This is a genomic window from Pseudomonas sp. LBUM1674 (assembly GCF_059695635.1).
The window spans coordinates 3,762,434-3,778,016 of sequence record NZ_CP166779.1 but is presented as its reverse complement, the minus strand read 5'-3'; the positions used below and the strand labels follow the sequence as shown (position 1 = coordinate 3,778,016).

The 15,583-nt window shown below is 59.6% G+C and carries 20 protein-coding genes; 18 read left to right on the top strand and 2 right to left on the bottom strand.

Going from position 1 to position 15,583, the window contains the following annotated elements; all coding sequences use genetic code 11:
• Positions 1-68 precede the first annotated feature (68 nt).
• Complete coding sequence (locus tag ACA067_RS17350) at positions 69-416, bottom strand: hypothetical protein (RefSeq protein WP_497457704.1); 348 nt, start codon at positions 414-416, stop codon at positions 69-71.
• Between the two features lie 96 nt (positions 417-512).
• On the opposite strand from ACA067_RS17350, the gene ACA067_RS17345 reads away from it, so the two are divergent.
• The 3 genes from ACA067_RS17345 (at position 513) to ACA067_RS17335 (ending at position 3,632) form a co-directional block, all read left to right on the top strand.
• A complete protein-coding gene (locus ACA067_RS17345) occupies positions 513-857 on the top strand; it encodes a phage holin family protein (RefSeq protein ID WP_497457703.1) in 345 nt (114 codons plus the stop codon).
• A 167-nt stretch (positions 858-1,024) separates the two neighbouring features.
• Positions 1,025-1,627: a terminase small subunit gene (locus ACA067_RS17340; protein ID WP_497457702.1), complete on the top strand. Its 603-nt coding sequence runs from the start codon at positions 1,025-1,027 to the stop codon at positions 1,625-1,627.
• A 4-nt stretch (positions 1,628-1,631) separates the two neighbouring features.
• Positions 1,632-3,632, top strand: coding sequence for a phage terminase large subunit family protein (locus ACA067_RS17335; RefSeq protein WP_497457701.1), 2,001 nt, complete (start codon positions 1,632-1,634; stop codon positions 3,630-3,632).
• Here ACA067_RS17335 and ACA067_RS17330 read toward each other — a convergent pair whose 3' ends face one another.
• Complete coding sequence (locus ACA067_RS17330) at positions 3,633-3,932, bottom strand: hypothetical protein (RefSeq protein WP_497457700.1); 300 nt, start codon at positions 3,930-3,932, stop codon at positions 3,633-3,635. It abuts the gene before it with no gap.
• A gap of 230 nt (positions 3,933-4,162) precedes the next feature.
• Here ACA067_RS17330 and ACA067_RS17325 point away from each other — a divergent pair, with 230 nt between their 5' ends.
• The 15 genes from ACA067_RS17325 (at position 4,163) to ACA067_RS17255 (ending at position 15,531) form a co-directional block, all read left to right on the top strand.
• A complete protein-coding gene (locus ACA067_RS17325; RefSeq protein WP_497457699.1) occupies positions 4,163-4,369 on the top strand; it encodes a phage head-tail joining protein in 207 nt (68 codons plus the stop codon).
• Positions 4,369-5,850 (top strand): phage portal protein, encoded by a 1,482-nt coding sequence (locus ACA067_RS17320; protein WP_497457698.1) that lies wholly within the window; start codon positions 4,369-4,371, stop codon positions 5,848-5,850. Before ACA067_RS17325 ends, ACA067_RS17320 begins: the two co-directional genes overlap by 1 nt.
• Positions 5,847-6,998, top strand: a complete 1,152-nt coding sequence (locus ACA067_RS17315) for a head maturation protease, ClpP-related (RefSeq protein WP_497457697.1) — start codon at positions 5,847-5,849, stop codon at positions 6,996-6,998. The genes ACA067_RS17320 and ACA067_RS17315 overlap by 4 nt, the downstream gene beginning before the upstream one ends.
• Positions 6,995-7,339, top strand: coding sequence for a head decoration protein (locus ACA067_RS17310; RefSeq protein ID WP_497457696.1), 345 nt, complete (start codon positions 6,995-6,997; stop codon positions 7,337-7,339). Before ACA067_RS17315 ends, ACA067_RS17310 begins: the two co-directional genes overlap by 4 nt.
• Before the next feature lie 63 nt (positions 7,340-7,402).
• Positions 7,403-8,398, top strand: coding sequence for a major capsid protein (locus ACA067_RS17305; RefSeq protein WP_497457695.1), 996 nt, complete (start codon positions 7,403-7,405; stop codon positions 8,396-8,398).
• A gap of 2 nt (positions 8,399-8,400) precedes the next feature.
• Complete coding sequence (locus ACA067_RS17300; protein WP_497457694.1) at positions 8,401-8,721, top strand: head-tail joining protein; 321 nt, start codon at positions 8,401-8,403, stop codon at positions 8,719-8,721.
• Positions 8,718-9,374, top strand: coding sequence for a hypothetical protein (locus ACA067_RS17295; RefSeq protein ID WP_497457693.1), 657 nt, complete (start codon positions 8,718-8,720; stop codon positions 9,372-9,374). Before ACA067_RS17300 ends, ACA067_RS17295 begins: the two co-directional genes overlap by 4 nt.
• Positions 9,367-9,900 (top strand): hypothetical protein, encoded by a 534-nt coding sequence (locus ACA067_RS17290; RefSeq protein ID WP_497457692.1) that lies wholly within the window; start codon positions 9,367-9,369, stop codon positions 9,898-9,900. Before ACA067_RS17295 ends, ACA067_RS17290 begins: the two co-directional genes overlap by 8 nt.
• A complete protein-coding gene (locus ACA067_RS17285; protein WP_497457691.1) occupies positions 9,901-10,476 on the top strand; it encodes a phage baseplate assembly protein V in 576 nt (191 codons plus the stop codon).
• A 58-nt stretch (positions 10,477-10,534) separates the two neighbouring features.
• On the top strand, positions 10,535-10,756 hold the full coding sequence (locus ACA067_RS17280) for a hypothetical protein (RefSeq protein ID WP_497457690.1): 222 nt from the start codon (positions 10,535-10,537) through the stop codon (positions 10,754-10,756).
• 6 nt (positions 10,757-10,762) lie between these two features.
• The gene (locus ACA067_RS17275) at positions 10,763-11,089 is read left to right on the top strand and encodes a GPW/gp25 family protein (RefSeq protein WP_497457689.1); all 327 of its coding nucleotides are present in this window, start codon (positions 10,763-10,765) and stop codon (positions 11,087-11,089) included.
• On the top strand, positions 11,086-11,967 hold the full coding sequence (locus tag ACA067_RS17270; protein ID WP_497457688.1) for a baseplate assembly protein: 882 nt from the start codon (positions 11,086-11,088) through the stop codon (positions 11,965-11,967). Before ACA067_RS17275 ends, ACA067_RS17270 begins: the two co-directional genes overlap by 4 nt.
• Position 11,968: 1 nt before the next feature.
• On the top strand, positions 11,969-12,574 hold the full coding sequence (locus tag ACA067_RS17265; RefSeq protein WP_497457687.1) for a phage tail protein I: 606 nt from the start codon (positions 11,969-11,971) through the stop codon (positions 12,572-12,574).
• The gene (locus ACA067_RS17260; RefSeq protein ID WP_497457686.1) at positions 12,571-15,096 is read left to right on the top strand and encodes a phage tail-collar fiber domain-containing protein; all 2,526 of its coding nucleotides are present in this window, start codon (positions 12,571-12,573) and stop codon (positions 15,094-15,096) included. Before ACA067_RS17265 ends, ACA067_RS17260 begins: the two co-directional genes overlap by 4 nt.
• 12 nt (positions 15,097-15,108) lie before the next feature.
• Positions 15,109-15,531 (top strand): phage tail protein, encoded by a 423-nt coding sequence (locus ACA067_RS17255; RefSeq protein ID WP_497457685.1) that lies wholly within the window; start codon positions 15,109-15,111, stop codon positions 15,529-15,531.
• Positions 15,532-15,583: the final 52 nt, after the last annotated feature.

Genomic DNA, 15,583 nt, shown 5'->3' with positions numbered 1-15,583 from the left:
AAGTAGTCATCTTCGATAGGTGCGACCGCAGAGAGCGGTTCGATAAACCGGCCATTTGGCCGGTTTTTTTACGCCTTGGGTAATGCGCTTTCAGCGGTGTCCGCGCCCTTGTTGTTTCGGTTGGGACTGGTCCAGTAGGCCACGAATGCAACGCCTATCCCGAGGTAGATCATGGCGTTCCAGGCGTTGACCAATAACCAGAGCACGTCTTTGCGCGTGAGTGGGGCGTCGCTCATTGAGAACAGAACGATTTCCCGTACGGCGCTGCCCAGCAGTATGAGTACAGAAAGGAAGATCCAGATTTTGAGAAGCCATGTTCGCAGCTCGATTCTCTTTTCTCGTGAGAGCTGAACCCAGCCCATCATCACGGGCACGATCGCCCCCACTACGGTTACAACATCAACGAATACGCTCATCAGCCTTTCTCCGGTCCATTGGAATCGTTCGGAGGAGAGCTTCTTACATTCTGTGCCAACAACCAAGTGCCGCTCACGTCTGCGGCTGGAGTGAACATGACCAACGAGCAGCAAGCATTGGCGGATATGCCGATTTGGATGGTAATCACGCTGTCGTTGGTCGGCGGGGTGTCGGGTGAGATGTGGCGGGCAGACAAAGCAGGTGTGAGGGGCTGGCCGTTGGTTCGACGTTTAGCCCTGCGGTCTGGCGCATGTGTGGTGTGTGGACTATCGACCATGATGTTGCTGCACGCAGCCGGAGTTTCAATCGTGGCCGCCGGTGGCATTGGATGCCTGACTGCGATGGCCGGTGCCGATGTTGCCATTGGCCTCTACGAGCGCTGGGCCGCCAAGCGGTTGGGCGTCTGCGAAGTGCCACCGGCAGCCGGTGATCAGAGGTGATGCACCGTTTCGGTGCACCGTAAATCGCCGGGGACCCTGGGATTATCCGGGGGGTACGGGGTCGGAAACCCGCGGGAAAGCGTTAGCGGCTGTGCTCCCAGCTTACTGAAATTCAAACCATTGAAATCGAAAGGTTTTCATTGAAAAGTCGTTGAAAGGGAGGGCTCATGACGGAATCACTTTTCCTGTCTAAAAGCGCTTTCGCAGCTCGCATCGGCAGGACGCCGAGCTACATCACCTGGCTCAAAGATAACAACCGCCTGGTGCTGACACCGAATGGCAAACAGGTCGATGTCCTCGCGACCGAAGCCCTGATCCTCGAAACGGCTGACCCGAGCAAGGTCGCCGTCGCGGCTCGCCACCACCAGGACCGGATTCAGCGCGATGTCTACAGCCAACTGTCCCCACTGGCCGAGCCGACGTCCACGGCTGCGCCGCAGCAACCGATTGGCGGCGATGGCAAGTCGCCGGACTTCCAAAAGGCCCGCGCCCTGCGCGAACACAACATGGCGAAGTTGGCCGAGATCGAATTGCATAAGGCTCAGGGCTCTTTGGTCGACAGGACAGCAGTCGAAACCGGTGCCTACAACGCGGGTCGCCTGCTACGCGATCAATTGTTCGGCCCGTTGCCTCAGTTGTCCCATGATCTCGCGGCCATGACCGACCCCTGGCAAATCGAAAAACACCTGACGGCGACTATCCGTCGAACGCTGGAAGAGGCCGAGCGGCTGTCATCAGCGGATCTTGAACACGCCCTTATCCAGAGTTGAACCCATGCACACGGAATTTCCTGACGGTGCAAAGGTATACCGTGAGGCGTATTTCCGTGGGCTACGACCCGACCCAGACCTCTGGATCGATGAGTGGGCCGACGAATACATGCGCATCCCGCGAGATACCGGAGCACCAGAGCCTGGCCAGTATCGCACCTCGCGCACGCCCTATGCTCGGGAGCCCATGCGCTGCCTGTCACCGGCTCATCCTTGTCGGCGGGTGGTCACCATGGTGGCCTCGCAGTTGATGAAAACTCAGATCGCGCTGAACTGGATGGGCGGCCTGATCCATATGGCACCGTCCAACATCCTGGCGTTACTGCCCAGTCTGAGCCTGTCCAAGCGGGTGTCGGGGCGCATCAGCAAGACCATCAAAGCCACACCAGTGCTGCGCGAGCGCGTGGCGGCCAGTCGCTCGCGAGATGCGCGCAACACGATGGACACTAAGGAATTCGAGGGTGGCTCGCTGTACGTCACCACGGCTGGATCGGCAGCCAACTTGTCGGAACTGTCGGCTCGCTACATCTACGGCGATGAGGTCGACCGCTGGGAAAATGACGTAGGTCAAGAGGGTGATCCCATCGGGCTGGCGGAAACTCGAGCGACCAACTTTGGCCGCAACGCTAAGATCTATTTTTCCAGTTCGCCGACCATCAAGGGCGCCTCGCGGATCTCGGACCTGTTTGAATCCAGCGACCAGCGGCACTACTACGTGCCATGCCCAACCTGCGGACATATGCAGGTGCTGGAGTGGGAGCGTTTGCACTACAGCCAGGACTTCAATACCGCGCATTACGAGTGCGCGGCCCCTGAGTGCGACGTGCTGATCGAGGAGCACCACAAGGGCACTATGCTCGCCCGTGGCGAGTGGCGCGCCCATGTCGAAGGCGACGGCGAGACGGTCGGCTTCCACCTCAACGCGCTGTATTCGCCGATGGGTTGGATGGACTGGCGCTCTCTTGCCAAGGAATTTGAAGAGGCCAAGAAAGCCCAGGCCAAGGGCGACATGGGCCTGATGCAGGTGTTCTACAACACCCGCCTGGCGAAGGTTTGGGACAGCGCACAAGAGCAAACCAAGGCCGAGGTACTGATCGCTCGAGCGCGTCTGGAAATCTATACCCTCGGCGCGATGCCTGCTGGTGCACTGATGCTGACCGGCTCCGTCGACGTACAGGCCAACCGTCTGGAGTTGATGGTGATGGGCTTCGGCGTCGGCATGGAGCGGTGGGTGGTCGACCACCAGGTGATCTGGGGTGATCCAGCGGATGACCGTACCTGGGCGGTGCTGGATGAAAAACTAAAAGTTCGTTACCGACATCCGTGCGGTGTCGGGTTGGCGATACTTGCGACCGGGGTCGACTCCGGCGGTCACCATACCGATGAGGTCTATCAGTTTTGCCGTGTCCGTCGCTGGCGCAACGTATTCGCCATTAAGGGCGCTAGCAAGCCAGGCAGGCCGGTGATCGCGCAACGTCCCTCCATGGTCGATGTGACCTGGAAAGGGCAGACCGAACGTGGCGGAGCCGAGCTGTGGATTGTCGGTACCGATACGGCGAAGGACTGGATCTACAACCGCTATCCCTTCGAAGACGGACCGGGCGCGCTGCATTTTGCCAACGATCTGCCGGACGAATTCTTCGCCCAGTGCGTAGCTGAGCGTAAGGTCGCTCGATACATCAGGGGCCACAAGCGTATCGAGTGGATCAAGGGCAAGGCCGAACGCAACGAAGCACTCGACCTGATGGTGTACTGCCTGGCGATGGCCCATTACCTGGGCATCAACCGCTATCAGGAGCATGACTGGGAACGGGTGCGGCAGTCACTGGCGCAGACGGGTCTGTTTGATGAAAAGGTGGTGTCAGCTGAACGGGTGATGGTGAGCAAAACAGCAGCTACATCGCCTCAACCGTTGACACAACCTGTGATCCCGGCTGCGCAAGTAAAACCTGTGGCGTCCCCACAACGGCGCAGCTCCAGCAGCGGTTATCTGAAGCGAAGATAATCAGGAGGAGAGGCCCACCAGCGGACTGATCAATCGAGCACCGATGCCGAGTGCCTCGGAGACCAGACTGCGCATAGCTTCTTTGCCTTCCTCTTTGGCGGCATTTGTAATCCGTTCACCTAAGGAAGGTCCATTGCTCAAACTGGACGGAGTAGCTTTCAAGACTTCGAGACCCTTCGATGTCAGAACGGCGCGGAACAAGCCGAGGTTGCTGATTTCACCTGCGATGAACCCTGCATCCTTAAGCCAATAAATAGTGGCTCTGACAAATTCATTATCTGCTTTGTAAGCCTCGGGCATGAACTCTCCATCCTGCCAGGCTCCGGGTATGACGTCGTGGTCAAACAGGTCCGTCCGAATAGGGAATGCTGCGTAAAGACGGGCGAAGATCAGCCCGGTGTATACGTCGAATCGTTCAATGTTTGATGTTGTCACGTAGCGACCTATTCCAAGAGGGGCGACGTTTCAGGTTAGCCAGAACGCCGGGCCATCTCTAGTGCCCTGATCAAATCAAACACAATGGTATTCACATGTCCTTTACCCAAAAGCACCTCGACGCAGTTGAGGCGGCCATCGCTCGCGGTGAGAAAACCGTGCGCTACACAGACCGCACCGTGGAATACCGCACCGTTGACGAACTGCTCAAGGCGCGTGAAGAAATCCGCACGTCACTGATCCGCGCCGCCGGTCCGCGCTCACGCGTGGTCAGGCTGTACCACGGAGGCAAGGGAGTCTAATGGCCCGCCACTATCCGACGCTGACCCGTAACGGATTCTTGCTGCCGTCGAACATCAAGGCCAGTTACGAAGGCGCCGGGGAGGGCCGACGTTCCACTGGTTGGGATGCCCCCGACACCGGCATCAACAGCATCAACACCCCGGCATTGCGCAACCTGCGCTCGCGTTCTCGGGCTGCGGTTCGCAACGATCCGTATGCCTATAACGTGATCGACAAACGCGTCAGCAACCTGATCGGTACCGGTATCACGCCGAGGCCGAAAACCGATGACGATGCCCTGCGCAAGTTGCTGCAGGAGTTGTGGGAGGACTGGGTCGATGAATCGGACGCCGATGAGCGCACCGACTTCTACGGGCAACAGGCCCTGGTGTCGCGCACGGTGGAAACCTCAGGCGAATGCTTTGTCCGGCTGCGACCTCGCGGTCTCGACGAAGGCCTCGCTGTGCCGCTGCAGATCCAAGCGCTCGCGCCGGAATTCGTTCCGCACGACAAATTCGAAACCACCCGGGACGGCAACATTATCCGCGCCGGGATCGAGTTCACCCCCAGCGGCAAGCGGGTGGCGTACTGGATGTACCTGTCACACCCGCGTGATGCCTCGTCGTTGAATGCGGTTTACAACCAGCTGGTTCGTGTGCCGGCCGCTCAGGTGTTGCACATCTTCGAGCCGGTCGAGCCCGGTCAACTACGTGGCGTACCGCGCTTGTCGCCGGTGTTGAAGCGCCTGCGCAGTCTCGATAACTACGACGATGCGGTGTTGTTTCGCCAAGAGGTGGCCAACCTGTTTGCCGGTTTCATCAGCCGGCCGGCACCGGACTCCGGCCTCGTGCCCAGAGATCCCGTCACCGGTCAGCCGCTGAACCTTGATCGCGACGGCTTCACGCCAATGGTCGCGCTGGAGCCCGGCACCATGCAGGAGCTGGGACCTGGTGAAGAGGTCGAGTTCTCCAAGCCGCCGGACGCAGGCAACAACTATCCGGATTTCATGCGGCAGCAGCTGATGGCAGCCGCAGCCGGCACGGGAACGCCTTACGAGATCCTCACCGGCGACATGCGCGAGGTCAACGACCGGGCGCTGCGAGTGGTGCTCAACGAGTTTCGGCGTCGCCTGGAGCAGCTGCAATTTGGCGTTTACGTGCATCAACTCTGCCGCCCAGTGCGGGCGGCCTGGATGGACATGGCGGTGCTGTCGGGTGTCCTGATGCTGGATGACTATACGAAACGACGCCGTGAATATTTGCGTACCCGTTGGGTACCGCAAGGTTGGGCCTATATCCAGCCTGTGCAGGACGTCCAGGCGCGGCGGATGGAAGTCCAAGCGGGCTTCGCCTCGCGTAGCGAGATGGTGCTGCGCACCGGTTACGACGCCGAAACGGTTGACGCTGAAAACGCGGCTGATCTGCAGAGAGCCACAACCCTCGGCCTCAATTACACCACTCTCGAAGCTGTCGTCCCTATCGACGACAAGGAGCAACCATGAGCAAGAAGGCGCGACCGCGCATTTATAACCAGGTGGGCAAGCGGGTGCAGGTGCAGGATAAAACCTGGTACACCCTGCAGGCCAGCGGTGAGGCTGCTGAGCGAGTGATCGAGGTCTTCGTCTATGGCGAGATCGGCACCTGGGGTATTACCGCCAATCAGTTCGTGCAGGATCTGCGTGCCATGGACGACGGCGCCTCGCCGGTGATTGCGGCTTTCAACAGCATCGGCGGCGACCTGTTCGACGGCCTGGCCATGCATAACGCGCTGTCACGTTTGGGTGAGCGTTGCACTGGTCGGGTCGATGCGTTGGCGGCCAGTGCAGCCAGCGTGGCCGTGTGCGGTGCGCACCGGGTGGTGATTGCTTCCAACGCCATGTTGATGATTCACAACCCCTGGACGTATGCGGCAGGTGATGCCGAAAGCTTTCGCAAGGTGGCCGATGTTCTCGACCAGACCATGGAGGCGATCATCGCGGCCTACAAGGCAAAAGCACCGGACATCGACGAGGCCGAGCTACGGCGGTTGGTCGCCGCCGAAACCTGGCTCACCGCCAGTGAGGCGGTGGCCCTCGGGTTGGCCGATGAAGTTGGAGATGGCGTCAAGGTCAAGGCCTGCCTCGGCCAGGGTGCGGTGCTGCAGCGTTACCAGCATGCGCCGGCTGAGTTGCTGGCCCAACTTAATGCGCCCGAGGAGCCGGATCCGGACATTGAGCCTGAAGACACACCACCGACGCCGCCCGTGGTCGACTCGACCAAGCTGGCCCTGATGATCACCCAGCGTTGCGCTGAGGCGGGCATCAGCAACCTGGTCGAACCGCTGCTCAGCTCGACCAAGCTTGAAAGCGAAGAGATCGTCCAGGCAGGGCTGACACGCGCCAAGGCGGTAAATGATCTTTGTGTGGCCGCTCGTTTGCCGGAATTCAGTGCCGAATATGTCGCGGCTGGTCTGGATGCATCGGCTGTACGGGCGCGGCTGTTCGACAAAATCGTGGGCAGTGGCAAGGGTTTTGAAATCGACAACAGCCTGCCGCTGGCCGATGACCCGTCGCCGAAAGTGCAGGCCAGGCAGATCGATCAACCCTCGATCTGGTCTGCGCGCCAAGCCGCGCGCAGCGGGAAATCCATTACTACTGGAGCAAGACCATGACCATTCAACGCGAGCCGATGCACGCCGGCGAATTTCTTCTGTCCGAAGCGCCCGGCACGATCTCCCGGGAAGCAATCAACGTCGCCGCGGGCCCCGCACTGGAGCCCGGGCAGATCCTCGGTCTGGTGGCCGCGACCAGCGAGTTCGCGCCGTATAACCCGGCCGCCGAGGACGGCACCGAGAACCCACTGGCGATTCTGTACGGGCCACTGGGGGAATCGGACGTAGTCCGTCGCGGTCGCGCCGTCGTGCGGCTGGCTGAGGTCAGCGAGGCACACCTGACTGATCTGGATCCGGCAGCCGAAAGGGCCTTGGCCTCTCATTTTCTGATCGTCCGCTAGGATGACCACCCCTGATTACTGAGCCCGCCGAGTGCGGGTTTTTTGCATTCTGGAGATAGTTTAATGGCTGACATTGAAATCTTTAACGATGATGCGTTTACGGTCTCGTCGCTCACCGCCGCCATCAATGAACAGGAATACCTGCCGGGGCGCATCAGCAGCCTGGGCTTGTTCCAGGAGGAGGGCATCACCACGCTGACGGTGCAGATCGAAAAGGACGGGGACACCCTGGCCCTGGTCCCGGCCGGTGAGCGCGGCACCTCGGGTCTGGTCGTTGCGGGAACCAAACGCAAGCTGATCCCGTTCAACACCGTGCACCTGCCGCAGCGCTTTGCGATCAAGGCCGACGAGATCCAAGGCATTCGTGCCTTTGGCACTCGTTCTGAACTGCAGGCGGTACAGGACGTGGTCAACAAGCGCTTAGCCAAGTGCCGGCGACAGCTCGATGTCACGCACGAATTCCAGCGCATGGGCGCGCTGAATGGACAGATCCTTGATGCTGACGGCCAGACTGTTTTGCTGGATCTGTACAAGACCTTCGGAGTGACTCGCAAGAAGATGTCCATGGGACTCAACAGTCCCGATACCGAACTCCGCGTCAAATGCGGCGAGGCCCTGGACCTGCAGGAAGATGCATTGGGCAGCGTCACCAGCAGCGGCTCGCGCGCTTTCTGTGGCAAGAATTACTGGAACAAGCTGATTAGCCATCGATCAGTAAAGGAGACTTACCTCAACAGCCAGCAAGCAGCGGCATTGCGTGGTGACGCGCGCGAAAGCTTCGAGTTCGGCGGCATTGTCTGGGAACGCTATCGCGGCAAGATCGCCGGGGTGTCGTTTGTCCATGAAGACAAAGCGCTGCTTATTCCCGAAGGCGTGCCGGATCTGTACATCTCGGTGTTCGCCCCGGCGGACTATATGGAGACGGTCAACACCGAAGGCGTGCCGTATTACAGCAAGATCGAGCCGCTGCCATTCAATAAAGGCATGGCGGGTGAAGCCCAGTCGAACCCGTTGCACCTGTGCACCCGACCTCTCGCACAAATCCTGCTGGAGCTTTGATCATGGGCTTTCGCGATCTGATCACCGAGGTCGACGCGGTCGTGTTCGAAACCCTGGGTGATACCGCACGGATTGAAGGCAGGGACGAGCCGGTCCTGGGCATGTTCGCGGCGCCCTGGCTGCAGCCCAAGTTCGGCAAGCTCAACAGTGGGCTGCGTGAGCCGCGCTTCGAGATTCGTGTCTGCGATTCTGATGGGTTGAACAAGGGCCTGCGGGTCAGCATCGACTTGCCGGAACTGGACGGTGGCGGTGACTACGACTTGCTGCAGCTGGAGCCCAGCGGCGATGGTTTGGTGGCCTTGATTCTGAGGAAACGCGCATGAGCGTCGGCAGCTATTCGGAGCAAAAGCGTAACAGCGGGATGCTCACCATCCAGCCGTCCGCGGTGCACCTTCAAGCCTTTCAGGACTTTGCCAAACTGCTGCCGAAAGCTGCAGCGGCGGCGCAACGTAGGGCGATCAACAAAACCTTGGGCTGGCTGCGCACCCACATCGCCCGGGCGGTGGGCAAACAAGAGCGGATCGCCATCGCTGCGGTCCGGCAACGCTTGCGAGCCTATCCGGTCTCGGGTGGAACGATGCGCGGAAAGTTGTGGTTTGGCCTCAATGCGATTGAGGCCAGTCGCACCGGTCGCGCTCGCCAGACGGGCAGGGGTGTGTCGGTGGCCGGTCGCCGTTACCAAGGGGCGTTCTACAAAAAGGTGTACGGCAGCAAAGCCGACATCTGGATTCGCACCGCGAGTAAGCACTTTTCAGCGAATGACTATCCCGATTCCGAGCAGGGCCGTCGTCGCTCAGGTTTTGTCGAGGAAAACGGCAACCGCTTTCCCCTGGCCAAGGCCAAGGTGTCGCTGGAGCAGGCTCGTCCGCACTTCGACAGCTGGATCAAACGCGCCGATCAACGCTTGCTGGAGATCCTCAAACAAGAGCTGAACTTTGAACTGCAGAAGTACTTGAGAGGGACTGCCCGTGTCTGATGAACCATTTAGCCTCGAACAGCTCCTCGAGGGTGTTGAGCAGCATCTGCAGACCAATTTGCCGGGCGTGGAAATGGTCGCCGCGTGGCCGGATTTGAGCAGCAGACAACACATTCCCTTGCCAGCAGTATTGCTTGAACTGGCCGAGGTTGAGCCTGGTCAGGACATTGGCACCGGAGAAACGACGCTGGTCTGCAAGTTCGAAGCGCGGATCGTCGTCGACGTGATCAGGGATCACCACCAACGACAGGCCGTGCACTTGGCCACGCAACTGGCAGTGTTGCTGCGGGCGCAGACCTGGGGGCTTGATGTCGAACCCGCCGAGTTTGTGCAGGCAGTGCAGGACTGGACCCGCCCGGAGCTGGATGGCTACACCGTCTGGCTGCTCGAGTGGACCCAAACGGTTTACCTCGGCGCCGAGGAATGGCCGTGGCCGGATGAGCCGCCTGGCACATTGGTGTTCGGTTTCAACCAGGACACCGGGCCAGGTCATGAGGGCGACTACATCGCGCCGGAGGATATGTGAATGAGCTATGCCGTTGCCGAGCATGACCGAATGATCGCCGCCATGCTTATGCCCTGTGTGGTGGTCGGCGTGGATCTGTCGGCCGGCATGGTGCGGGTTCAGTCCGGTGAATGGATCAGCGCCTGGGTGCGTTGGCACAGCCAGGCAGCGGGCAAGGCGCGGCATTGGCGGGCACCGAGTGTCGGCGAGCAGGGCGCTTTGCTCAGCCCAAGTGGTGTTGCGGGGATGGGCACCTTTATTCCTGGCTTGTACGGCAACGCCGGGGCCCAGCCGGACAACCGCGATCATGTAGAAGTCTGGCGCTTCGACGACGGCGGTTCGCTGGTTTATGACTGGGAGGCCAACAGTTACACCATCGAGCTGCCGGTCGGCACCGCGACCGTTAAAGTCGGTGGCTCAGTGCTCGAAGTCACCCCAGAGCAGGTGAGAGTGGTGGCCAACAAGATCGCCCTGATCGGTCAGGTCGTCGTCGATGGACCGGTAACCATCAACAGCACGCTGAACACCACCGGCGACATCAATAGCGCCGGTAAGGTCATCGATGTGGGTGGCAACACGCCCAACCACCAACACTGATCCACCCTTTTTTCTCTGCCCGCCGCGTGCGGGCTTTTTCATATATGGAGCATGCCCTATGAGTAAGTCTAAAAGTGCTGATGGCTCGGTCGAACCAGTTCAGACAGTGAGGCCCCTCGGTCCTCCACGCATCTTTCGCGACACGGTATTCACCTCTCGCACGCTGGTACTACCCAATGGCCGTACGGCTTCAGTTGCCAAAGGCCAGGTGACAGCGTTTGGTGATGATCAGTTTGCCTATTTCAGTACTCACCCTGACCTGGAACTCATGCCGGAGTAACCCTACATGATCGGAATGGACCGCCGCACCGGCCTGCCGCTATCCGGTCTCAGCCATCTCCGGCAGTCCATTGAAGACATCCTCGGCACGCCGCTCGGCAGCCGCCGTATGCGACCAGAGTACGGCAGCAAGCTGCGCCGCTTTGTCGATCTCCCCGTCAGTGAAGGTTGGAAGAGTGCCGTACAAGCCGAGGTCGCTCGGGCACTTGGCCGTTGGGAACCACGGATCAAGCTCGACCAGGTGCGCGTGGTGGCGGTGATCGGTGGCCGCATCGACCTCGAACTCAAGGGCGAATACCAGGGCGAAGCCCGATTGCTGGAGGTGTCCGCATGAGCACGGTGGATTTGTCAGCACTGCCTGCGCCGCAGGTGCTGGAGTCGCTGGACTTTGAGGCGCTCTATGAAGAAGAGCTGGAAACCTTCCGGTTGTACATGGGGGAGAACTGGACGGCCGAATTGGAAAGCGATCCAGTAGTCAAGCTGCTGGAACTGGGGGCTTATCGGCGGATGCAGAACCGTGCCCGGGTTAACGATGCAGCCAAGGCATTGTTGCTGGCCTATGCCAAAGACGCCGACCTCGATCAGCTGGCGGCCAACGTCAAACTTAAACGCTTGATCATCCAGGCTGAAAACTTGCTGACGGTGCCACCGACGACTGAAGTGAAAGAGTCGGATGACGCCTTACGTGAGCGTATTCAGTGGGCCTATGAGGGGCTGACCACCGCCGGGCCGCGTAGCAGCTACATCCTGCACGCGCGCAGTGCGTCGGCGCTGGTGGGCGATGCTACGGCGGAAAGCCCGGCACCAGCCGAGGTGGTCGTCACCGTGCAAGACCTGCAGGGTAACGGGCATGCGGATCAAGCCCTGCTGGACATCGTCATGGCTTACCTGAGCGATGACGACGTCCGTCCGGTCGCGGACCGTCTGACCGTGCAAAGTACGCAGGTACTTGAGTATCGAATTGAGGCGGTATTGCACCTGGAAGGCGTGGGCTCTGAGAACGAAGCCATTCTCGCGGAAGCCAATCGCCGGCTTGAGGCCTGGATCAATCCTCGGCGCCGGCTCGGCATCGAGGTCGCCCGCTCGGCGATAGATGCGCAGCTGCACCTCAGTGGCGTGCGCCGAGTGGAATTGGTCGGATGGGTCGATGTCGTTCCGACCAAATTCCAATCGGCGTATTGCACCGGTTTTACCGTCGTTCAGGGAGCTTGATATGCGCAGTTTGCTACCGCTCAACAGCTCCCAACTCGAACGCGCCATTGAGGCCGCCATCGATGAAGACACCGAAATCCCGTTGCGAACCTTGTACAACCCGGACACCTGCCCGGTGGCGTTGTTGCCGTGGTTGGCCTGGGCCTGGTCAGTGGATCGCTGGGACAGCAAATGGCCGGAGGCGGTGAAGCGCTCCGCGATCCGTTCGGCGTTTTACATCCATTTGCGCAAAGGGACTATCGGTTCGTTGCGCAGAGTGGTCGAGCCACTGGGGTACCTGATCGAGGTGCTGGAGTGGTGGCAGACCGTGCCCAAGGGTATCCCTGGCACTTTCGCATTGAAGGTCGGCGTTCTTGATGAAGGCATCACCGAGGAGATGTATCAGGAGCTCGAGCGCCTGATCGACGACGCCAAACCGGTAAGCCGACAGATGACGGGGCTGGCGATCAGTCTGCAAACCACAGGCAACTTTTACATCGGCGCCTGCGTGTATGAAGGCGACGAAATCAGCGTCTACCCGCCGACTCAGCGTGACATCGAGGTCAGCGGATACCTCCGACAGGGCGGACGCGATCATCACATTGATACGATGGACATCTACTCATGATTGATCAGAACAGTCAGTTCTTCGCCATCCTCACTGCCGTGGGTGAGGCTAAACAGGCCAATGCCGATGCACTCGGCGTACCCTGGACATTTGCCCAGATGGGCGTTGGTGATGCCAATGGCACCGACCCTATTCCTGATCGTATGCAGAAAACGCTGATCAACGAGCGCCGTCGCGCACCATTGAATCAGCTGAAAACAGATCCGAACAACGCAAGCATCATCATCGCCGAGCAGGTCATTCCGGAAAACGTCGGAGGCTGGTGGATTCGTGAAATCGGGCTGTACGACGCTGCGGGTGATCTGGTTGCTGTCGCGAACTGCGCGCCAAGCTTTAAGCCGTTGCTGAATCAAGGCTCAGGCCGCACCCAGGTCGTGCGGATGAATCTGATAGTCAGCAGCACCGCCAACGTCGAGCTGAAAATAGACCCCAGCATTGTCTTGGCGACTCGTGACTACGTTGATTCCAAGGTGCTGGAGGAGCTGAACAAGCTCGACAGCAAGCAGTCGGTGCGGGTGGCCACGACCGCTAACATCGCATTAGCCGGGCTTCAGAGCATTGATGCGGTCACCTTGGTCGCGGGTGATAGGGTGCTGGTGAAAAACCAGACGGCCGCTAAAGATAACGGCTTGTACGTTGCGGCCGCTGGCACCTGGCTGCGCGCACGCGATGCCGATCACAATTCCGAAGTGACCTCCGCGCTTCTGGTATCGGTGGAGCAGGGTGCCACGCTAGCCGATACCCGCTGGCAACTGGTCACTGATGGAGTGATTGTTCTAGGCACTACTGCCCTGACATTCCAAAACGTCACTAAGGGCTTTGCGCCGATCAACTCCCCGGCGTTCACCGGCAACCCGATTGCTCCGACGGCAGCGCCTGGGACCAACACCCAACAAATCGCCACGACGGCGTTTATCCAGACGGCTTTGGCAGCGTTAGTAGATTCATCACCTGCAACACTGGATACGCTAAAAGAGCTCGCGACGGCTCTGGGCAATGATGCGAACTTCGCCCAGTCGATGGCCACCGCCTTAGGCCTTAAAGCGCCATTGGCTAGCCCGGCATTGACCGGCACACCAACGGCGCCGACAGCAGCTGCCGGCAACAACACAACGCAAATTGCCACAACGGCATTCGTGACAGCGGTGCAGGCGCTACTCAACACGGCGATTGGTCTCAAGGCACCCTTGGCCAGCCCCGCGTTGAGCGGAACACCGACAGCGCCGACGGCCGCCGCGGGCAACAACAGCAACCAGATTGCCACGACGGCCTTTATTCAAGCTGCCCTCGGGGCGCTCGTTGCCTCCTCACCAGCAACCTTGGACACGCTCAAAGAGCTGGCCGATGCCTTGGGCAATGATCCAAACTTTGCGACGTCGATGGCGACCGCCCTAGGGCTCAAGGCTCCGCTGGCGAGCCCAGTGTTCACTGGCGATCCGAAAGCACCGACGCCGGCGACGGGGGACAATGACACGTCTGTCGCCACCACCGCGTTTGTCCAGGCCACGATGAATGGTTCCGTTGCGGTGAGCATTGCCGGTACGGGTTCGATTACGTTGACGGCCACACAAGCCGGCGCCGCGACCATTAACCTGACGGGCGCACTGACTGGAAACAAGACGGTGGTGGTGCCGACTGCGGTCGGTCGTTATCAGATCTGCAACAACACGACCGGTAATTTCACCGTCACCGTTAAGACAGCCGCCGGCACTGGCCAGCTAATCACGCGAGGCATGTCCTCGCTGATGTTCTGCGATGGTGTGAATGTGCAGTTGCAGCAGACTGACTTCATCAGTCCTGCATTGAGGGGGATGCCCACAGCGCCGGAAATTCCACGATTCGAAACCAGTGATCGGATCGCGACCGCCAAGGCGCTGCAAAATCGTGGTCATCAGTACGCAAACTTCACTCAGTTTACGGGAACGCTTGCCGGTGTTCTTGCGCATGTAGGCGGCCTCGTTCACTGCTCGGGGGCCACCGCGAACGCGTACACCTTGCCGGACAGCACCACAAACAAACTCATACCAGGGGTGACCATCCGGGTTCAGAACTGGGGGGTGACATCCTTGGCTCTTGGCGTACAAGGCTCGGACAAGATGCAGGAGAACATCGACGGCGGCTGGACCAGCACGCCCCGATCTATCCCGCCTGACTCTTATGTGGACTGTTTGTACATTGGCACCAAGTACTGGCTGCTAACAGGCACAGGCGTGATGGGCAAAACGCGCGTGTTCGGGGCATCGCTCGGCGTAAACGGATACCAGAAGCTGCCCTCGGGGCTGATCATTCAATGGATGACCGCTTCATTCGCAGGTCCGGCAAAATCTATCGCATTCAACCTGCCAATTGCATACCCAACTCTACAACTTGGATGCCACGTCAGCCTGACGGGTAGTGCGATCTATGAATCCATCGCGACGCCACACACCGCTGGAATGGTGAATGGCCTCGGCCAAGTGCTACTGCAGTCCAACTACTCCGCCAGTCAGTCGGATGTCCGCGTGCTGTCGTTCGGGATCTAAGAGGGTACGACTATGCTTTTTTCCAGCAAGACAACTGAATCGTTTCACGACCCGGATTTAGGTCCTTTGCCCGATGATGCGATCGAAATATCGCCAGAGCTGCATGCCCATCTGATGGGGAGTCAGTCGGCCGCCATCAAAATCAATTTTGACTCTGATCCGCCCTCGTTGGTAGATCGTCCGCCAATGTCTTCTGAGCAATTGGCTGACATTGAGCGCAGTTGGCGTAATGGGCAGTTGGCGGCAACTGACAGTGTGGTGTCGCGCCACCGTGACGAGATGGAAAGCGGTGCGTCCGCCACGCTGCTGTCCGAGCAATACAGCGAACTGCAAGCCTTCCGGCGTCAGTTACGCGACTGGCCGCGAGGGACTGAGTTTCCATTGGTGGATCATCGTCCTGTTGCGCCACCTTGGCTGGCTGTACACCTCCAATAACGCCCTGATCAGGCTTTTTCAATCCTGCTGCAAGTAGTTAAAGAACACACCA